This is a genomic window from Microbacterium aquimaris, from assembly GCF_039531285.1.
GTDB classification, from domain to species: Bacteria; Actinomycetota; Actinomycetes; order Actinomycetales; family Microbacteriaceae; genus Microbacterium; species Microbacterium aquimaris.
This window is the reverse complement of the sequence record NZ_BAAAPT010000001.1, coordinates 531,265-551,496: the sequence shown is the minus strand read 5'-3', so window position 1 is coordinate 551,496 and position 20,232 is coordinate 531,265. Positions and strand designations below refer to the sequence as shown.

At 70.0% G+C, this 20,232-nt stretch carries 15 protein-coding genes; 5 read left to right on the top strand and 10 right to left on the bottom strand.

Going from position 1 to position 20,232, the window contains the following annotated elements; all coding sequences use genetic code 11:
• Positions 1 to 10: 10 nt before the first annotated feature.
• The 6 genes from ABD204_RS02610 to ABD204_RS02585 all read right to left on the bottom strand — a co-directional run bounded on the left by ABD204_RS02610 (position 11) and on the right by ABD204_RS02585 (position 9,263).
• The gene (locus tag ABD204_RS02610) at positions 11 to 2,185 is read right to left on the bottom strand and encodes a YhgE/Pip domain-containing protein (protein ID WP_194423145.1); all 2,175 of its coding nucleotides are present in this window, start codon (positions 2,183 to 2,185) and stop codon (positions 11 to 13) included.
• Entirely contained in the window at positions 2,182 to 4,353 is a 2,172-nt protein-coding gene (locus ABD204_RS02605) for a YhgE/Pip domain-containing protein (RefSeq protein WP_277816622.1), read from the bottom strand. Before ABD204_RS02605 ends, ABD204_RS02610 begins: the two co-directional genes overlap by 4 nt.
• A gap of 199 nt (positions 4,354 to 4,552) precedes the next feature.
• Positions 4,553 to 5,881: an MFS transporter gene (locus tag ABD204_RS02600; protein WP_194423143.1), complete on the bottom strand. Its 1,329-nt coding sequence runs from the start codon at positions 5,879 to 5,881 to the stop codon at positions 4,553 to 4,555.
• A gap of 49 nt (positions 5,882 to 5,930) precedes the next feature.
• The gene (locus ABD204_RS02595) at positions 5,931 to 6,686 is read right to left on the bottom strand and encodes a hypothetical protein (protein WP_194423142.1); all 756 of its coding nucleotides are present in this window, start codon (positions 6,684 to 6,686) and stop codon (positions 5,931 to 5,933) included.
• A 70-nt stretch (positions 6,687 to 6,756) separates the two neighbouring features.
• The gene (locus tag ABD204_RS02590; protein WP_194423141.1) at positions 6,757 to 7,371 is read right to left on the bottom strand and encodes a hypothetical protein; all 615 of its coding nucleotides are present in this window, start codon (positions 7,369 to 7,371) and stop codon (positions 6,757 to 6,759) included.
• Positions 7,368 to 9,263 (bottom strand): heavy metal translocating P-type ATPase, encoded by a 1,896-nt coding sequence (locus tag ABD204_RS02585; protein WP_194423140.1) that lies wholly within the window; start codon positions 9,261 to 9,263, stop codon positions 7,368 to 7,370. Before ABD204_RS02585 ends, ABD204_RS02590 begins: the two co-directional genes overlap by 4 nt.
• A 128-nt stretch (positions 9,264 to 9,391) precedes the next feature.
• Between ABD204_RS02585 and ABD204_RS02580 the strand changes: the two genes are divergently transcribed.
• Positions 9,392 to 9,754 (top strand): YciI family protein, encoded by a 363-nt coding sequence (locus ABD204_RS02580; protein ID WP_194423139.1) that lies wholly within the window; start codon positions 9,392 to 9,394, stop codon positions 9,752 to 9,754.
• Between the two features lie 2 nt (positions 9,755 to 9,756).
• A complete protein-coding gene (locus ABD204_RS02575) occupies positions 9,757 to 10,968 on the top strand; it encodes an RNA polymerase sigma factor (protein ID WP_194423138.1) in 1,212 nt (403 codons plus the stop codon).
• Positions 10,969 to 10,987: 19 nt separating this feature from the next.
• On the opposite strand, the gene ABD204_RS02570 is transcribed toward ABD204_RS02575, so the two are convergent.
• Positions 10,988 to 12,190 carry an oxidoreductase gene (locus ABD204_RS02570; protein WP_194423137.1) on the bottom strand — a complete coding sequence of 401 codons (1,203 nt, stop codon included), beginning with the start codon at positions 12,188 to 12,190 and terminating at the stop codon, positions 10,988 to 10,990.
• Between the two features lie 47 nt (positions 12,191 to 12,237).
• Between ABD204_RS02570 and ABD204_RS02565 the strand changes: the two genes are divergently transcribed.
• Positions 12,238 to 12,969, top strand: coding sequence for a VIT1/CCC1 transporter family protein (locus ABD204_RS02565; RefSeq protein WP_194423136.1), 732 nt, complete (start codon positions 12,238 to 12,240; stop codon positions 12,967 to 12,969).
• A gap of 131 nt (positions 12,970 to 13,100) precedes the next feature.
• Positions 13,101 to 15,149 (top strand): FUSC family protein, encoded by a 2,049-nt coding sequence (locus ABD204_RS02560; protein ID WP_194423135.1) that lies wholly within the window; start codon positions 13,101 to 13,103, stop codon positions 15,147 to 15,149.
• On the opposite strand, the gene ABD204_RS02555 is transcribed toward ABD204_RS02560, so the two are convergent.
• The 3 genes from ABD204_RS02555 to ABD204_RS02545 all read right to left on the bottom strand — a co-directional run bounded on the left by ABD204_RS02555 (position 15,083) and on the right by ABD204_RS02545 (position 18,400).
• Positions 15,083 to 15,853, bottom strand: coding sequence for a tyrosine-protein phosphatase (locus tag ABD204_RS02555; RefSeq protein ID WP_194423134.1), 771 nt, complete (start codon positions 15,851 to 15,853; stop codon positions 15,083 to 15,085). The genes ABD204_RS02560 and ABD204_RS02555 overlap by 67 nt on opposite strands.
• Positions 15,850 to 16,995, bottom strand: a complete 1,146-nt coding sequence (locus ABD204_RS02550) for an AI-2E family transporter (RefSeq protein ID WP_194423133.1) — start codon at positions 16,993 to 16,995, stop codon at positions 15,850 to 15,852. The genes ABD204_RS02555 and ABD204_RS02550 overlap by 4 nt, the downstream gene beginning before the upstream one ends.
• Positions 16,996 to 17,080: 85 nt before the next feature.
• The gene (locus ABD204_RS02545; protein WP_194423132.1) at positions 17,081 to 18,400 is read right to left on the bottom strand and encodes a threonine/serine exporter family protein; all 1,320 of its coding nucleotides are present in this window, start codon (positions 18,398 to 18,400) and stop codon (positions 17,081 to 17,083) included.
• Between the two features lie 212 nt (positions 18,401 to 18,612).
• Here ABD204_RS02545 and ABD204_RS02540 point away from each other — a divergent pair, with 212 nt between their 5' ends.
• Positions 18,613 to 20,175: a helix-turn-helix transcriptional regulator gene (locus tag ABD204_RS02540; RefSeq protein WP_194423131.1), complete on the top strand. Its 1,563-nt coding sequence runs from the start codon at positions 18,613 to 18,615 to the stop codon at positions 20,173 to 20,175.
• Positions 20,176 to 20,232: the final 57 nt, after the last annotated feature.

Here is a 20,232-nt window from a genome sequence, read left to right as displayed (position 1 = left end):
GGCGAGCGGATCACATCAGCTTGGTCGACTTGAGCGCCCGGTCCATGCTCTCGTTCACGTTCACCAGCGGCTTGCGCAGCACCAGACCCAGCAGGAGCATCGGCAGCAGGAAGGCCAGCAGCCACCCGAGCGACACCCAGAAGTCGGCGTGGTAGATGCCCGCCATCGCCGAGCGGAACGCGTCCATGGCGTGCGTGGCCGGAAGGAAGGGACTGATGTTCTGGAACCACTCCGGCAACAGCACCAGCGGATAGGCACCGCCGGCCCCCGCGACCTGGATCACGAGGATGAAGACGGCGAGGGCCTTTCCGGCATCGCTGAAGGAGACCACGAGGGTGTAGACGATGAAGGTGAACACCAGCGACGTCGCCCAGCCCGTCAGCATGAACAGGAACGGGTGGACCGGATCGATTCCGACGAGCAGGATGTTCCCGAGGAAGACCAGCGTGCTCTGGGCGAGTCCGACCAACGCGAACAGCGCGTAGCGGCCGAGGAACCGCTGGTTGAGGGAGAGCTCCGGGCCGCCCTCGAACGGACGTGACGGCGGGTCGACGCGGAGCGTGACCGCCAGCAGGAGAGCTCCGACCCAGAGCGAGAGAACCGTGTACAGCGGCGCCATACCCGCGCCGAAGCTGACCACCGGGTACACCTCGATGCGGTCGAGGCCGATCGGCTGCGCGATGGCGGCGGCGAGCACCGACGGGTTCGAGCCGATGATCGCGCTGAGCTGGCTGAAGTCGCCGGTGTCGATGGCGTTGGAGAGGGTGTCGACCACGAGGTCGACCTCGTCGGCCGCGGAGGCCAGCAGGTCGGCCAGGTTGCGGTTGTCCTCGGCCGCGTTCTGCAAGATCGTGACCACGTCGCCGACCGAACCGGTGACACCCGCGATGTCCGCCCCCACGTCGCTCATCGCCGCCGCGACGGAACTGAGCGTCGTGGCGAGCTGGTCCAGCGTCGGGCGCAGCTCGTTCGCGTACACCGTGTTGGCGTTCTCGAACGCGGTCATCGCATCCGAGATGCGCTCCTCGATGTCCTGGCGGTACCGCTGGACGTCGTCGTTCCCGGTCGTGATCCCCGACGCCGTCTCCTGGAGGCGGGTGTCGAGGGCCTGCTCCTGGGCGATCGCGTCGTCGAGGAGGGCGACCATGGCATCGAACGCCGGCAACTCGTCTTCGGGGATGTTGGGGCGGACGTCGTCGACGAGTCGCTGTCGGAGCGCCTCGTGATCGGCGATGAGTCCGTCGAGGTCGGTGACCATCGAGTCGATCAGGTCGACGCTCGCGGCGGCGTCGCTGTCGATGCCGGAGAAGATCCGGTCGATGTCGGCCTCGAAACGGTCGAGCTGCGCCTCGCTCGCCTCGAAGGCCGCGGTCAGGGCCTGCGAGGCGCGGGTGACGGCGCTCTCGGCCTGCTGGGCGGCCGTCGCGCCCTCCTGAACGGTCCCGGTCGCCGCGTCGAACTGCGAGTCGACCGCGTCCAGAAGGCTGCCCGCCCCCTCGGCGAGCGGCACGCTGCCCTCGAGGAGCGCGGTGAACATGTCGGCGGTGCCGGCTGCGGCACGCAGTTGGACGCCGACGTCGCTGATGTGTGCCTCGACCCGCGTGAGCGCCGCGTCGGTGCCGGAGTCGCTGAGCGAGGTGATGAGCCCGGAGACGAGGCTGAGGGCGATGTCGCTGAGCTCCTCGGTGAACTCCGAGTTGATCTTCGCGGTGAGGTCGTCGGCGCCCTCGCTCGTGATCACCGGCGCGAGGGGGTTGGACTTGTCGTTGGTGTAGTAGTCCACGTGGGTCCGCTCGGACCCGTCGGTGTAGAAGGTCAGCATCTTCTCGCTGAAGTCCTTCGGCAGCACCATGGCCGCGTAGTACTCACCGGATTCGGTGCCGGCGATCGCCTCGTCCTTCGAGGTGATGACCCAGTCGAGCTGGTCGTTGGCGCGGAGGGCGGATTCGACCATGCTGCCGACGTTGATGTGGAGCGGGATCAGGGCACCGGTGTACCCCTCGTCGACGCTGGCGACGGCGACCTTGAGGTTCTTGGTGTTGTCGAACGGTTCCCAGCTGCCGACGACGTTGAACCACGTGAACGCGGAGGGGATCACGACCAGTCCGCACAGGACGATGACCGACATGACGCGGCTCGTCGCGCGGCGGAGGTCGCTGCGGAACAGTTCCCAGATACCGCTCATCGGCTGGCCTCCAGTTCGGTCAGTTCACGACGCAGCTGGGCATCGGACATCTCCCCCACCTCTGTCGAGAGTCGGAGGCTGTAGCGGATGTATTCGAGCGAGATCAGGGCGACGAAGACGATGATGAGCCACAGGACCCAGAGCCCGACGTAGGTGAGCTTGACGGCGGGGAACACGACGCCGAGCCCGCCGATGACGAGGCTGCCGGCGACGCCGACGATCACGATGGCCGTGCGCACCTTTCGGTAGGAGCGCGCGAACGGGAGGAGCCGCTTGCTCAGGCGCGCGTTGTAGGCCGCCTGGTCGGCCATGGCCAACAGCACGTGACGCAGACGGTACCCCCGCCCGGCCGGCACCTCGCTCTCGTTGGTGAACAGCTCGGTCTCGGCGACTTCCTGCGTGAACAGGCGCGTGAGGTTCGACACGTGGCGACGCAGGACGAGTCCGAGGAAGAACGCCGCCGCGACGAACAGCAGAAGCGTTCCCATGTAGCGGAAGTAGGCGAACCCGGCGAACCCGCTCACCACCTCCCGCATGGCGTCGATGCCGTAGGTGAAGGGGAAGAAGGGATAGAGGGACTGGAAGAATTCCGGCATCAGCTGGATCGGATAGATCCCGGAGGCGCCGGGGATCTGCATGATCACGAGGATCACGACCAGCCCCTTGCCGACATACCCGAAGGTGACCGAGAGCGCGTAGATGATGCTCAGGTAGCTCAGCCCGATGAGGACCGGGGTGATGACGAAAGCGGCGACGTTGACATGTTGTACGCCGATGATCAGGTTGCCGATGCTGAGGGTGATCGCCTGCGCGGTGGCGATCGCGGCGAACAGGAGCCAGCGGCCCAGGTATCCCTGGCGTTCGGTCAGATCGGGGATCTCATCGTCGTCGACGCCGAGCTTGAGGATCACGACGAGGACGAACGCGCCGATCCACAGCGACAGGTTGATGAACAACGACCCCATCTGCGAGCCGTACGAGTTCGTGGGGAAGAGGGTGACCTGGTCGACGACGACCGGCGTGGCCATGAACTCCCCGATCTGCTTCGGGTCCAGCTGGGTCAGCGACTCCAGTTGCTGCCAGAGCGCGGCACCGCCCAACGCCTGAAGGTCGGAGATCGCGACCCCCATGTCGGACTGCAGGTCGGCGAGGTCGCCATCGAGGTTCGCGAGCGCCGCGGCGGTCGCGTCGAGCTGGTCCGCGAGCCCGGTGACCAGGCCTTCCGCCTCGTCGAGGATGACGCGCTGCGCCTCCACGGCGGCGGCCAGGGAGTCGGTCGCGGCACTGACCTCGGCGACCCCGGCCAGCGCGGCGGCGGCCGCCTCGGCCACCTCGGCCGAGGCGATCACGTGGCCGGTGGTCGCCTCCCCGGCGACGCGGACGAGGTCCGCCTGGGCGGTGTCGGCGAGGGCCCGGGCATCCGCCAGCGTGCCCTGCACGTTCGCGAGCGCGCCGTCGATCGCCGACAGGGTGCCGACGTTGGACCGCAAGCCGGTGGCGGCGACGGAGAGATCCGCTTCCAGACTCTCCAGGTGTCCTCGGGTCTCGCCGATGACCCCCTCGACCTCTTCGAGGTCGGCGATGATCTTCGACTCGGTCTCGATGAGCTCGGCTTCGATGTCCGAGCCGCCGGTCTCGATCGCGGTGGCGACGGCTTCGGCCACCTGCTCGGTGAACGCGTCGATCATCTGGGTCTGGACCGTCGTCGCGCCGGTGTCGGTGATCTCCGGCGCGATGCCGTTCTCTTTCTCGTTGACGTAGTACTCCAGCTTGGGCTGGGTGAAGTCACCGGTCGTGAGGCTCAGCAGATCTGCGGAGAACGTCTCCGGCACCACGAATGCGGCGTAGACCTCTCCGCCGTCGATCGATTCCATCGCCTCCGACTCGGACAGGAACTGCCATCCGAGGTCGTGGTTGTCCTTGAGCTGGGCCACGAGCTGATCGCCGACGTTGACCTCGCCCGTGAGGGTGGTCGAGGCGCCTTCATCGAGGTTGACCACGGCGATGGGCAGGTTCGCGGTGTTGTCGAAGGGATCCCAGAACGCCGAGATGTTGAACCAGGCGTACAGCGACGGCGTGATCAGCGCACCGCCCACGATCACCATCGCGAGGGGGACCCGCACGAGTCGCTTCAGGTCACGTGTGAAAACACGCCAGATATTGCGCATACCGTCGCCCACGCGCCCTTTCGGTTCGATTCACGCCCGAACGCCACGCTTGCTTCGGCGGGGCGGGGCTCTGCCGCGACCACGCTAGCTGTGCGCCGCGTCCGCGGCCCCGTCGACCCGGGCGGTCATCACCCGGAAAATCACCCGGGCATCACCCGGTGCAGACCCGGGCAGGGGACGGCCCTGGTCGCACCCCCCGCTATCGGGGGACGTTCCCCGGGCCTCCGATGTGGCGGATCGTGCGACCTCGCTCACGGATGATGCCCAACGATCCGATCACCCACAGCGGGACCTGTGTGAGGAACGCGACGCGGAACGCATCCAGCGAGTAGGTGTCGGGGGTACCCGCCCCCTGTAGGTCCATCGACACGCCGATCATGAGGATCGCGATGAGGGCCGCGAGGAATCCGCCGCCGTTGACGATGCCGGTCGCGGTGCTCAGGCGATGCGACGGGTTGAACGCGCGGGCGTGGTCGAAGGCGATCATCGAGGCGGGCCCGCCGCTGGCCAGGGCGATCACGAGGATGACCAGGAGCCAGATCGGCGCCGTGCCGGGCCAGAAGATCACCGTGAGCCACGCGGCGGCCTGGAAGGCGACCGTCGGGAGGACGAGCCAGCGCGAGCGCCGCGTCGGGTGCCGGCTCGAGAGTGCGCCGAGGATGGGGCCGAACACGATGCCCGCGAGGACGAGGAGGGTCATGAGGCTCGCCGCGACGCCGGCCGGAAGCCCCTGGCCCGCGGTGAGGAATGGGTAGCCCCACAGCAACACGAACGCGGTGCCCGCGAACGGCGTCGTGAAGTGCGACCAGAACCCCAGCCGGGTGGCGGGGTGGGACCACGACTCGCGGAAACCCTCCCGCAAGTCGGCGGTGGAACGCACGATCCGCACGGCCCCCGTGTCGGTGTCGACCGAAGTGTCGATGGCGTCGTCCCGCCGCTCCGGTGGGCGGTTCCGGATGATGGCGAACGTGAGGACCGCGAACAGGATCGTCAGGCCCGCCAGGCTGCCGAAGGCGACACTCCACGACGTGGCGTGAAGCAGCGCCGCGAGGGGGACGACGGCGATGATCTGGCCGAGCTGGCCGATGATCCCGGTCAGCTGCACCAGGAGAGGGGAGCGCTGCGCGGGGAACCACGTCGCGATCACCCGCAGCACGCTGGGAAAGACCGCGGCGTCACCGGCGCCGATGAGCACGCGCGCGAGGATGCCGATCCCGACGGCATCGGCGAAGGCCATGACGAGCTGGCCGGCGGCCATGAGCACCATGCCGGCGGCGATCACCGGCCGGGCGCCGAGACGGTCGAGGATGATCCCGACCGGCACCTGGAGGGATCCGTAGACGGCCAGTTGGATGACCGCGAACATCGACAGGGCCGATGCGTCGGCGTCGAACCGGATCGCGGCGTCGACACCGACCGAGGACAGCGAGGTGCGATTGGTGATCGCCACGACATAGGCGGCCGCGCCGACGATCCACACCGTCCAGGTGCGCCAGCCCGGCGCGTGGAGAGCGGAGCTGGATGTCACAGAAGACCCGTCGATGAAGGAGACGCCCGCGTGCGCGGGCGAACAAATACTACTTTCCCGCCGTGGGGGTGGATGCGGGCTGCGATGCCGCGCCCTCGCGACCGGTGGCCCGTGCTGCGGCGTCGACGCGCCGGACGAGCAGGCCCACGGTGAACAGGGCGACGGCGGCGCCGATCGGCCACGGGTTCGACACGAGTTCGTGGAAACGGGTGCCGTCGAAACCGCGATCGCCGATCGTGGGGAGCGCACCGGCTGCGTCGATCTCCTCGATCGCCAGGTACGACGCGAGATTGCCGAACGCCTGCTGCAATCCACCGAACACCAGGCATGCCCCGGCGGCGACGAATGCCGTCCGGCTGACGGCGGACCGGGTCGGGGCTTCGACGAGCATGGCGTGGGCGGCGACGGCCACGAGGGTGGCGACGGCGACCAGCGGGAGGTATCCCACCGTCGCGCTCAGTGCCGCGAGTGTCGTCGGCACGCCGCCGAGCCCGGAGAGCACGTCGATGCGTCCGATGCCGCCGACGTAGGCCGTTCCGGATCCCACGCCGAAGAACGTCTGATCGAGGGGATCGAGGGTGATCGAGACCGGGGTCGCCCCCGGGCCGAGGGAGGGCCCGAGCGCGCTGAGAAGCGCCAGAGAGGTGAACCACCCCGCCGTGCCGGCGGCGACGAACATCGTCACGGTGACCACGGCGTCTCCGCCCGGCAGGTCGGCGTGGGCACGCCGCCACGCGAAGAAGGCGGTCGCGAGGGCGATCGCGGGGGGAACGGCGACCGCGATCCAGCCGACGACTATCGGCACGGGAACCTCCTTGGTGTCGACACCCAGTATGGGCGATCCCCGTCGGGGGTGCGAGGGCAGGGTCGCCCGCTCAGTCCAGGCAGTCGGAGACGAGTGCGTCGGTGACCAGGTCGGCGGCCCGCGCCCAGTGGGCGTAGTGGTCGGGGTCGCTGTTGATCTGCACGGCGTGGATCGCGTGCGACGCCGGCATCTGCTGCCAACCCTCGATCGTGGCCAGCCGCGCATAGAACAGGGCTGCGGCGCGGGCGGGATCCATCCGTTCGGCGACGGTGCCCCACCAGGCCTGCTGCTGGAAGAGCCCGATGGACGACGTGCGGGAGCCATCCGGGTTGCGAACACCCGAGGTCTCCCAGTCGCCGTAGTCGATGTTGCGCAACCCGGATTCGCCCATCGCGGCCATCACCCCGAGCCGCTGACCATCCCGGCCGAAGCCGGCCTCGGCGCCGACGGTGATGATCGTCAGCGCGTGCGCGAGCTGGGCGCCCGAGTATCCGGCGACGGGGGCGTCTGCGATGACGCCCGGTGCGACGCAGGCGGGGGCGCCCTCCTCGGGTGCGACATCCGCCGCGGCGACGAGTCCCCAGACCCCGAAGACGCCGGCCAGCGCCACGGTAGCCCCCAGCTGCGCACCGACGACGCGACGGCGCGACAGACGCCGTCGCCGTCGGCGTCGTGTCGGGGTCACCCCTCCAGTCCACCTCGCGCGGCTGGGAGTCCGGTCCATGAATCCGGCCGCTCAGGGAGGCGCCCCGTCACCGCGCGCAGGGCGTAGAGGATCGTCGCGAGGTCGACGGCCTCTTGGATGAGCGCGCCGGCGACCGCCGGTATCGCGCCGGTCATCGCCACGAGCATCAGTCCGACGCTCAGCACGATCCCGATTCCGATGGCGGTCACGGCGACCCTGACGGTGTGCCGCGCGATGGTGACGCCGTCGACGACACCGGTGAGGGAGTCCACGAGGACGACGGCGTCGGCCGCCTGCCCGGCGGCGGTCGCACCGCGAGCGCCCATCGCGATGCCGACGTCGGCCGCGGCCAGGACAGGGGCGTCGTTGACGCCGTCCCCGACCATCATCAAGGGGCGGGGCCGCAGCCGTGCGGCGAGGTGGACCTTCTCCTCCGGATGCAGCTCCGCGTGGATCTCGGTGATCCCGACCTGATGGGCGATCGAGGTCCCGGTGGCGCCGACGTCGCCGGTGAGCATCGTGATGCGGTCGATCCCCTCCGCGCGCAGCCAGCGGACGACCCACGCGGACTCCTCCCGCGCGGGGTCGACGAGGATCAGCGAGCCCGCGAATCGCCCGTCCACTGCGACGTAGACCGCCGCGCGACCGGGCGGGAGCTCGAGGCGCCGGAGAGCGGGTGCCGCCTCGGCCACGAAGGAGGGCTTGCCGACGACCACGCGCCTGCCCCCGACGAGGGCCGTGACACCGTTGGTGGCCACCTCCGCGGCGTCCGTCGCGGTCGCCACGGGGATCCCGCGTGCACGCGCCGCCGAGACGACGCCGGATGCCAGCGCGTGGGTCGAGTACTGCTCCGCCGCCGCGGTCAGTCCCAGCACCTCGGACGCGGTGAAGCCCTCCGCCGGCCGCACCTCCGCAACCTCGGGCCGCCCGGAGGTCAGCGTGCCGGTCTTGTCGAACGCCGCGGTCCTCACGCGCGCGAGCTGCTCGAGTACCGCACCGCCTTTGAGGATCACCCCGTTCTTGGCTGCGCGGGACAGACCGCCCAGGAAGGCCACGGGGGCGGCGATGAGGAGGGGGCACGGTGTGGCCAGCACGAGCACCTCGGCGAATCGAGAAGGATCGCCGGAGACTCCCCACGCGGTCACCGCGAGCACGAGGGAGATCGCGGTGAACGGGATGGCGAACCGGTCCGCCAGGCGTTCCACCGGTGCACGTGTCTGCTCCGCCTCACGCACAAGCGTGATGATCTGCTGATACTGACTCTGTTCGCCGGTGCGCTCCGCGCGGAGGCGGACGGCACCCGAACCGTTGACGGCGCCGGACGGGACGGTCTCACCGACCCGTTTGGTCACGGGGATGCTCTCGCCGGTGAGGGAGGACTCGTCGAACTCCGCCGTGACGTCGAGGAGCACGCCGTCGACCGGCACGACCTCCGCGGGACGCACGACCAGCTCGTCCCCGACGGTGATGTCGTCGACGTCCACGTCCGACATGCTCTCGGTCCCGTCCGGGGCACGCCGCACCCGATGGCCGATCCGAGGCGAGCGGTCCAGCAGAGCGGTGAGCTCGCGCGTCGCGCGCCGACCGGCGAGCCGTTCGAGCGCGTCACCGCCGGCGAGCATCAGCACGATGATCAGTGAGGCGATGTACTCCCCGACGGCGAGGGTGGCGACCATCGCGACCACCGCGAGGATGTCGAGCCCGACGTGCCCACGCATGACCTGACGGATCATTCCGACGACGGTCCAGACGATGACGCCTCCCACCCACAGCGTGGCCAGGATCCGGCTCGCGGTGTCCCGGTCCGCAGCGGTCAGGACGAGCACGATCACCAGCACCATCAAGGTGGCGATCAGGGTGGCGTGGGTGCGGAGCACGCGGAGCATGCGCATGAGATCACCGTGGCATGTGTCCGCATCCGAAAAAAGAAGTGCGGCGGAGGTGTCCATCTGGTCGACTGTTGTTCGTCGCTTCAGTGAGGGGCCGCGAAAGGCGGCTCCCGGACCGAAAGGACGACACCATGCAGTACATGCTTCTCCTCGCCGATGAGCCCGGCGCAGGCCCCGCGCAGGACAGCCCCGAGTTCGCCGCCGAGATGGGCGAGTGGTTCGCCTTCGACCAGATGGTCAAAGACGCCGGCGTCTTCGTCGCCGGTGAGGCGCTCCACCCGCAGTCGACCGCCACCACGGTGCGGGTGCGCGACGGTCAGACGGTACTCACCGACGGACCGTACGCCGAAACGAAGGAGCACCTCGGGGGCTTCTACGTGCTCGAGGTCGCAGACCTCGATGAGGCGATCTCCTACGCCGAGAAGATCCCCAACGTCGGGTACGGGGCGGTGGAGATCCGTCCGGTGCTGGACGTGTCGCAGATGCAGCAGTAGTCGTGCCGCCGTCCGAGGTCGCCGAGGTCTTCGGCGCGCAGTGGCCCCGCCTGGTGGCGACCCTGCGCGCGGACCTCGGCGATCTCGACCTCGCCGAGGACGCCGCTCAGCACGCATTCGCCGCGGCGGCCGAGCGATGGCCGCGCGACGGGGCCCCCGATGTGCCGGGCGCCTGGCTGCTCACGGTCGCGCGTCGGTGGGTCATCGACCAGGCGCGCCGAGACGTGCGGTGGGCGCAACGGGAGGAGGCCGTGCGGGCGTCGTTGCGCGTGCCGCAGCGGGACCGCGGTGCGATCGCCGACGATCTCCTGGCGATGATCTTCGGATGCTGCCATCGCGCGCTGGATGAACCCGCACGGGTCGCGCTCACCCTGCGATACGTCGTGGGGCTCCCGACCGCGTCGATCGCCCGATCCTTCCTGGTGCCCGAGCAGACCATGGCCAAGCGCCTCGTCCGGGCGAAGAAGAAGATCGCCGTCAGCCGCGTACCGTTCGAGGTGCCCGATCGCGCGCGCCTGGCCGACTCCCTCTACGAAGTGCTGAAGATCGTGTACGTCATCTACACGCAGGGTCATGCGTCGCCGTCCGGTGAGCTGGTCCGGGGAGACCTGTGCGAGGAGGCCCGGTGGCTGGCCGGGGCCCTGTGCGAGATGCTCCCCGAAGAACCGGAGACGTGGGGCCTGGCGGCGCTATTGGCCTACACCGACGCGCGCCGTCCTTCGCGGCTCGACGACGCGGGGGAGATCGTGTTGTTGCGCGATCAGGACCGGACCGGGTGGAACGCCGAGGACATCGCCGACGGCCGGAGGCTCCTCGGGCGCGGGCTGAGGCTGCGGCGGGTCGGGCCGTACCAAGTGCAGGCGGCCATCGCCGGGGCGCACGCGAGCGCCCCGACGTTCGACGAGACCGATTGGCGCACCATCCGCAGGCTGTACGCGGTGCTCGGACGCCTTGAGCCCTCGCCGATCGTCGTCTTGAACGAGGCGGTGGCGGCCTCCCTCGCGGACGGGCCGGACGCCGGGCTCGCCCTCCTGCAGCCGATCGCGGCCGACCTCGACGAATACCACTACTTCCATCTCGCGCGCGCGGAGATGTGCGCCGAGGCAGGCGCGCACGATGACGCGCGGGCGGCGTTCGACCGGGCTCTCGAGCTGTGCCGGAGCGACGCCGAACGGCGCGCCATCACCCGCGTCGCCGCGGCGAAGCTCGTGTGAGCCGCGACGTCGACCGTGGTCACATCGGTTCCCGCGAAGCTCGTGTGAGTCGCCATCTTTCGGCCCTGCCTTGCTCCCGGCGAGCGAGGTCGTCCCGTGCCCGTACGGCGTCGATCACCGGGTCGTCGCGGAGTCCGGCCAGGTGGGCGATCCTCTCGGTGTACCACGCGGTCACGCCGCCCTCGGGTGTCTCGTCGAAACGCGGGAACGCGGGCGCGGTGGTGTCCCCGCGCCGCCAGCGGGCCGGAAGGTCGGGATCGAGGACGAGGGAACGAGCGAGACCGACGACATCCGCGGTCCCCGAGTTCACGATGGCCGTGGCCTGCTCGAACGTCTTCACCCCTCCGGTGAGCATGAGCGGTATCGACGTGCGCCGGCGTGCTCGCCGGGCGAACCCGATATACGGGGGACCGGACGTGCGTGTCCCGGCATCGGTCGCCGCGCCGGGGAAGTACGTGCCGCCGCTGATGTCGACGAGGTCGACCGCGGCGCCCTCCAACGCGTCGATGAGGGCGAGCGACTGCGCCTCGTCCACGCCCCCGACGAGGCGATCGGTGGCGTTGATCTTGACGGCGACCGGGAACTCCGCGCCGACGGCGTCACGCACCGCAACGAGCACGTCGAGGAGCAGCCGTCGCCGCCGGGCCGGGTCGCCGCCGTATCGGTCCGTGCGATGGTTGAACAGCGGGGAGAGGAACTGGCTGAGCAGGAAACCGTGCGCGGCGTGCACCTCGACGCCACCGAAGCCCGCGAGTTGCGCGCGGCGCGCGGAGGCCGCGTAGAGCTCGGGAACGCGGGCCACGTCGCCGACGGGCATCTCCTCGGCGTGAAGCCCGGGAGCATCGAGCGCGCTCGGTCCCACCGGCCGTCCCGACGCCGCATTCGTCAACGCTCCGGCGTGTCCGAGCTGTGCCCACAAGCTGGAGCCGTTCTCGCCACCCGCGGCGGTCAGGGCAGAGAAGGCGGCGGTGTCGGTCCGCGCGTCGAGCACGACATTGCCGGCGCTCTCGGGGTGTCGGTCCGTGATCTGCACCTCACCGACCAGCGATACCGCCGCGCCGCCGTGCGCCCACCGTCGATACAGGCGGGTGTGCGCCGCCGTGGGGGTGCCGTCGCCGTCGCCCAGGGAATCGGACATCGCGGCCTTCGCGATGCGGTGGGGGAGCTGCGTGCCGCACGGCAACCGCAGGGGGGAGAACAGCTGGTCGCTCGACGTGGTCATCCCCGTCGAGCGTACGGGGTTTGTTGCGGCACGCTACCCTGTGGCGCGTGAACGCGACCGTTGACCCCCTCGCCTCCTCTCACCCCGACGAACCCCACCGGGCCGGGCTCGCTCAGCGGCTGAACTGGCTTCGGGCGGGCGTCTTGGGGGCGAACGACGGCATCGTGTCGACGGCGGCGGTCGTCGTCGGCGTCGCGGGCGCCACGAGCGAGAGCCTTCCGGTGCTCCTGGCGGGAACGGCCGCCCTCGTGGGTGGTGCGATCTCGATGGCCCTCGGGGAGTACGTCTCGGTCGCCTCGCAACGCGACACCGAGCATGCACTGATCGAGAAGGAGAAGCGCGAACTCGCCGACGACCCGGAGGTCGAGCTCGAGGAGCTGACCGGCCTGTACCAGGCGCAGGGGCTCAGCCGTGAGACCGCGGAGAAGGTGGCGACGGAATTGACGGCGAAGGATGCGCTCGGCGCGCACCTGGCGGTCGAGCTGAACATCGACCGGGACGACCTGGTCAGTCCCTGGTACGCGGCCATCGCCTCGGCCATCGCGTTCACGATCGGCGCGCTGCTGCCGCTGGCGACGATGCTGCTCACGCCGCATCCGGAGCGGATCGCGTTCACGTTCGTCGCGGTGCTGATCGCGCTCGGGGTGACCGGCTACGTCGCGGCCTGGATCGGGGCGGCCAGTCGGGGGAAGGCGGTCCTGCGCACCCTGATCGGCGGGACCCTCGCGCTGGTCGCGACGTTCCTGGTCGGATCCCTGTTCGGCACCACGGTCGGCTGAGTCCCCCCGGTCCACGGGTGACCGGTGGATGACTTGACGGGTGAGTTCGACGCCCCGCGGCGGGGTGTCGGGGTGGGCCGCTGGCACCGTGGGACGTATGTCGCTCCGGCCCCCGTCCCTCACGACAGGTCATGCGGCGCCGCCGTGATCGGCTGAGCTGGCTCGCGCAACTGGCACGGTTGTCGCCCACCGCCGTGCCGTGGGATCGTGCGGCGATGGCCGCGGTCGGGATCGCGACGCCCGTCGCCGTGGCGATCGCCGTCGCGCCCGGCGAGGTCTCGGTCATCACGGCCGGTGCGGTCGGATCGATGGGTGCGATGGTCCCCTCGCTGTTCGACGTCGGCGTGACACGGCGACAGAGGATACGGGCGATGGCGACCGTATCCGTCGCGGCCACCGCGGGATTCACGATGGGCACGGTGGTCCACGGGCACGCGATCGCGACGCTCGTGTGCGTCATCGCGGCGACGGTACTCTCCGGATTCGCATCGACGGTGAGCACCATCGTCTCCAACGCCGCCCTCTACCTCTTGGTGTACGCGATCACCGCCGCCAACAGCGACTTCGTCTCGGGGATGCCGTGGACTGCCCCGGCGCTGTTCCTGCTCGGCGGGCTCTGGCGGATCGGCCTGACCGCGCTGGAATCGACATGGCGGGGGCGGGGGTTCGTCCGTGAGCGCAGGGCGATGGCGGACGTGTACCGTGCGCTGGCCCGCGTGCTCGGAGACGGCTCGTCCCGTCGACCCTTGCAGCCGGTGACGCGAGCGATCGACCGGGCGTGCGACGTCCTCGAGGTCGGCCGGAGGAGATCCCTGCGCGACCCCCGGTGGGGTGCGCTGGAGTCGACGATGCAGGATGTCCCCCTGCTCGTCGACGCGGTCCTCGGTGCGAGGCGCCTGCGTCGGCGCGAACGTGCGGAGGCCGCGCTCTTGTTGACGACGGCCGCCGATCGACTCGTCGCGCCCCGAGCGCCGCGCCCGGATCTTCCCCACCTGCCCGGTGACCGGATGCCCACCGATCTGGCGGAGCAGCTGACGGCCGTGGAGCGGCACCTCGATCGGCTGGATCTGCTCGATCGAGGCGAAACGGTGACGCCGGACCGGCAGCGGGAGGAGCGGGTGGTGGCGCGACCGCTGATCCCCGCGCCGGGGATCGGCGACCTGCGTCGCCACACGCTGGCGACGACGTGGGTGGACAACGACGTGGGCCGATGGATTCTGCGCCTGACGTTGTGTATGGCCCTCGCTCAGACGCTGTCGCTCGCGCTGGACCTGGAACAGCCCTACCTGGTGATGCTCGCCGTCGCGCAGGTGATGAAGCCCGATCTCGGATCGGTTTTCGCGCGTGCTGTGCAGCGGGTGCTGGGAACCATCGCCGGGGTGGCGGCCGGTGCCGTCCTGGTCATGACGCTTCCGGCCTCGTGGGGTGTCGTCGCGGTGGCCGTCATCGCCGCGTTGATCCCCGTGGTCAAGCCGCGCAACTTCGCCCTCTACAGCACCGTCAGCCTGGCGCTGTCGGTGATGCTGATCGAAGTGCGCACTCCCGTGGACGCGTCGACGCTCGAGTCCCGCGTCATGGATGTGCTGCTGGGGAGCGCGATCGTCCTCGTGGTCGGCTATCTGCCGTGGCCCTCGACATGGCGGCTCGAAGACCGCGTGGCGGCGCTCGTGGCTCAGGCGGTCCGAAGCGTGGGTGCTTTCGCGGACGCGGATCTGCGCTCGGGGCTGACCGCCGTGCAGCGGCTTGCCACGCTGCGGGCGGTGGATCGATCCCTGACGGACATCCGGTCGCTGGTCGCCCGTCGGCTGGCGGTGCCCGGCGCGGCGAGCGCGGCACGTCGATGGCTCCCCGTCCTGGACGCCGTCGACGCGGTGCGGGACGAGGTCTTGCGGACCCACGCGCGCACCGGGGGACACGGGTCGGCGCGCGCTGCGGCGCACGCACAGCGCGCGGGAACGGCGTTGACCTCCGTGGCGACCGCGATCGAGGAACATCACCCGCCGGCCGCCGTCACCCCGCGCGGCGGATGGGGCTCCCCCCTCACCGCGGCGATCGGTCTCGTCGCCGCGAACGCGGCCCACGCGATGACGCCGGGTGAGGGGGAGCCGCCCGATCAGGCGACCAGGCGGGCGCGCAGCGCCTCGACCTCCGGCTCGGTCAGACCGCCTGACATGAGGTAAGCGGTGGCCCCACCGTGTTCGTCGACCCAGGCCAGTGCCTGCTCGATGGCCGCCGGAGGGGTCCCGCAGAGCATGGTCCGCAGCGACGGCGTGATCGGGATGCCGAACGCCTCGACTTCACGGATCATCGCCTCGGCCCAGGGCCCGGCGAGGTTCTCCTGCGACTGCGCGTAGTCGGCGATCGTGGCATCGCGCTGCACCCCGGCGGTCTCGAGGATCAGGGCCGTCGCGACGCCGGTGCGGTCCTTGCCCGCCGTGCAGTGCACGAGCACCCCGGTCGGGGAGTCGTCGTGGGAGGCGGCGACGCCGCGGGCGGCCTGCGCGAAGACGGCCGCCCCGCCGTCGAGCATCGAGATGTAGAGCTGGTCGAGCGTGGGGAGCTCCTGTAGCGCGGCGGCGGCGTCGGCCGAGCCCGAAGCGATGTTCTTCATCATGTCGGCCATGGCGCCCTGCAGGAGCGGCAGGTTCAGGACGGTGAAGGGGCGCTCGGGGGGAAGTCTGTCCGGGGCGGCCTGCTGTTCGGCGGGCGTACGGAAGTCCGCGATCACTCCGACCGAGGTCTCGGCGAGGGCGGAAAGCCCCACCGGGTCGAGGGTTGACAACGACTCGGAGCGGGCGAGGACGCCTGGTCGCGTCGTGCGCCCGTCGGTGGTCGGCAGCCCGCCGAGGTCGCGATAGTTGTACAGGCCGGGGATCGTGGTCATGCGTTCTCCTCTTGTGTGGTGTCGACGTGGGCGGTGTCGCGGGGGTGGGGTTCGAGTGGTGAGGTCTTGGCGTCCTGTCGCGGGATCACCAGCTGGGTGACGAGCAGGAGCAGCGATGCCGTCACGGGGATGGCGATGAGCGCCCCGAGCAGTCCCAGGAGCGTCCCGCCGATGAGGGCGCCGATGACGACCAGCGAACCCGGGATCGAGATCGCCCGACTCATCACGCGCGGCGTGAGCACGTAGGCCTCGACCTGCATGTAGATGAGGTACAGCACGCCGAAGATCAGCGCCGGCACCCAGCCGGTGAACAGGGCGAGTGAGGTGGCGACGACCCAGTACAGCACCGACCCGACGAGGGGGATGAGGGTGATGCAGAACGCCGCCACGCCCAGCAGCGCCGCGAAGGGGAGCCCCGTGGCAACGTGCAGCGTGAACGCGACGACGGAGTTGATCCCGGCGAGGACCACCATCCCGACGAGGTAGCTGCCGACCGAATCGGTCACCTGACCGGTGATCCGGGTCACCTGGTCTCGCGATCGTGCGGGGAACATCCTCGCGAAGGAGGTCTTGATCCGGTCGAGGGACGCCAAGAAGTACAGGCTGAGGACCAGGACGATGACCAGCCCCGACAGCGTGGTGGCCACGCCCACGCCGACATCGAGCGCGCCGCGCCCCAATGAGGCCAGGTTCGCCGGATCGGTCAGGAAGCTCTGCGCGTCGCTGAGCCACGTGCCCCACTCGGATCCGAAGGTGGAGGACAACCATGCGTAGAAATCGGTCTCGGTGAAGGCATGCAGGGTCTTGGGGGCATCGGCGATGACCTGCGTCACCTGTCGGGCGACGGTGGGCACGATGAGCAGGAGGACCCCGACGGCGACGGCTGCGAAACCGGAGTAGACGACCACGATCGCCCATGCGCGACTGATCCCCCGGCGCTGGAGGAACCTCACGACCGGGTCGAGGCCGAGCGCGGCGAAGAGCGCAAAGCCGACGTAGATCAGCACGGTGCTCAGCTGGGAGACGGCCACCCCCAGACCGATCGCGACCAGTCCGCCGACCGTGGCCGACAGCCCGGTGCGAAACGGACCCCACAACCGGATCGGCGTCGACTCTTCCGGGAGCGGGGGGGCATCGACCATCGACCCAACCTATGGTGAGGAGGTGACCGACCATATGCCCGTTGCGGAATCTGGCACGACCGCCGCGCGATATGAGATCGAGTCCTTACTCGGGGCCGGACCCCGCGGCCGCTCTTTCCTTCCTCAGCCCCGTCGCGATGGCGCCGACGTCGCGGCTGACTGCTCCCCCGATCATCATCCCGACCGCGATGGCGATGAGTGAGCCGAAGGTCTGCAGGATGGTCGCCGTGGCGCCCGCGGTGCCCGAGGCTGCTTCGCTCACCCCGATGAAGCCCATCGCCCCGGGCACGAGCAGCCAGTAACTGCACGTGAGCATGATCGCGGTCGACGGTGCTCCGCGCAGACGACCGGCCAGATAGATCATCGGCACCGCGATCACCGCCCCGACCAGACCCGACAGTTGTGCACCGAGCAGCAGGTTGCCCAGCAACTGCGCGGAGTAGGCGATCACGAGGGCGTAGAGGATCCACAGGAGGGAACCGCGAGGCGCGGACGAGTACAGGTAGTAGCCGAGACTCACCAGGGCGATACCGGCCCACGGCGCCCATGCGCCCAGCTGGTCCCCCGCGGACGCGGACGCATGGGGTTCTCCGGCCACGGACATCCCCGCGTACAAACCGAACGCGAGAAGACCAAGCCGCGCGATTCCGTAGACCAGGCGGCTGGCGCCGGCCATGATCTGCCCCGAGGTCAGCTCGACCGCGGCGATCGTGAGGGTCAGCCCCGGAAGGAAGGTCACCAGCGACGGAGCGACCAGGCGGAGCACGTCGTCGTGGACCAGCGGCCGCACCAGGACGGAGATCAGCAGTGCGGCCAGGAACGCGGTCAGGACCGGAAGGAGGAGGGCCAGTGTCGAGGCCCGCGTCCCGAACATCACGATCAGCCCGACGACGACGCCGAGCACCAGGTACACCGGTAGCGCGGTCAGGGTCGGGTTCAGCACGAGCCCGAAACCGATCGTCAGCAAGACGTGGCCGATGAGGGTGAGCACGGCGCCGAACCGCGGCCGGCCGGCGACGACGCGATCGACGGCCCGGACCACATCGTCGGGCGGGGTCGCCTCGTCCATCGCGATCCGGACGATCTGCTCGATCTCGCCGGCCTGATCCAACCGGAGCGCACCCTGGTCGGCCGCGAAGACCGCGGTGCGTCCCGTCTGCGACGAGTCGTCCTCGATGAGGATGAGGGTGGGCAGCACGAAGATCCGGAGGTCGGTCCGCCCGTACCGTCGCGCGAGTTTGCGAAGCGTCCCCTCGACCTCGTTGACCGCCCGCGACGACGCCAGCAGTGCGGGCCCGACCCTGCCGAGCATGCCCGCCACCCCCAGCGACGGGTCGGGTGTGTCGGCGCCGGGGTCGCCCGCTCCCGCGAGCGCACCTCGTATGCGATTCCACACATCCGTCATGAGTCGACCTTTCCGCTCCGGTCGGCCGTGTCTCGGTTCCATATTCCGCACGGGCGGTGTCAAATTCCGCAGAAGGTGCGGGTTCGACGGGCTCTCCCGGTGGGCCGACGCACCCATGAGTACCATCCGGAAGAGGGACCGGGAAACCCGAACTGTCAGCCTCCGAGCGTGCTGTGGGGTGTGCGTGCGGATCGGAAAGGAGTCGGCAGAATGTGTCTGACGCGGCCGTGAACATCAACGACCCTCAGAGGGCGCGGGATGAACTCGACCGCGCCCTGCAGACCGGCTCTCCCGATGCGATCGCTCGCGCCGCGGTCGCCAACATCTGGCCTCTGTTCAGCTTCCACTACAAGCGCCTCATCTTCGCCGTCGAGGCGCTGCCCAGCAGCGTTCTCGAGCGCTATCCGGTCCTGCGGGTCCTCCACCCGATGACGCCGGTGCTGGCGAGGGGGGCTCGCCCCTACAAGCCGCTGGTCTATCAGGACGACGCTCGCGCGATGAGCGCCGACGAGCTCGACATGCTCACCGTGGTGCAGATGATCGCCTTCCGTTTCAGCGGAGACGTCGCCGCCGCCCTGATCTACGCGCGTCGCCTGGAGGAACGCATCCTGAAGGTGCCGAGCGAGTCCCGCGAACGGCCCGATGGGCCACTGTGGTACTACCACCTGCAGATCGGGGTGACCCTGCTCAGTGCCGGGGACACCACGCGCTCCCTGCGGGAATTCGCGACGGCGCGCCAGCTTGCGCCGCTGTGCGGACAACCCGACGCGGTGCGACTGGCGTTGGCCCGCGCGGCACTCTCGCACGCCGCCCGGGGGTCGTGCGCCGAAGCATCGCGTACCCTCGCCGAAGCACGCGCGTGCCCCGAGCCGGGACCGCCGCACGCGGCGGCCATCGCCGCGACCGAGGCCGCCGCAGCGGCGCTCGTCGAGGTCGAGCACGTCCCGGCCGAGGGGGCGCTCACGGTGCAGACGGTGGAACCCATCGACAGCATCGAGGTGTCGTGGTCGTTCGCATTGTTGGCGCGCGTCCGTGATCATCTCGCTCGTCAGCGCCCGCATGAGGCGCTGGAGGTGCTGTGCCTGGCCCGCGATGCGCATCCGCCGCAGCACGGGTCGTTCGCCTCCGACGTCGTCACCGCCGGTTTGATCGAGACCTCGCTCGCGCTGGGCGACCTGCCGGCGGCCAGCGACGTCTCCCGTCGAACCTCCGGCTCGGGCGTCCTTACGGGGCTGGCGCGCGTGAGGCTCCACCTGGCGGAGGGGCGGTTCGCGAACGCGGTGCACGCGCTCCGGATGATGCTCGCCGACACCGGCCTGGGGCCCGGTCACCGCGCCGAGGCCAACGTGCTGCTGGCCTGGGCGGAGTTCGCGCAGGACGGCCGTGTGCATCCCCAGTTGGCGGCCCGCATCCGCCACCTCTCCCGCGATGAATCCTCTCGCCGGATCCTCGCGGGCATGCCCCGACAGCTCGTCGAGCACCTCGCCGTGTCGGACCCGCCCGAGGCGGGGGAGGACTTCCGCGCCGCGTTGCGGGGGCTCACGCATCCCGAGATGGTGGAGCGCCCGGAGCTGACCGCCGGCGAGTTGCGGGTGCTGAACGCGCTGGCCCAGCACGACACGACCGCCGCCATCGCCTCGACCTTTCATGTGTCCCCCAACACCGTGAAGTCGCAGCTCGCGTCGGTATACCGCAAGCTCGGATGCTCCAAGCGGGACGACGCCGTGCGGATCGCGGCACGATTGAACCTCCTCGCACCCCCCGGCGACGCCTGAGCGGAATCATGAAGACACCCCGATGCGCTCGGCACGTCGGGGTCTTCCTCGTGCGGT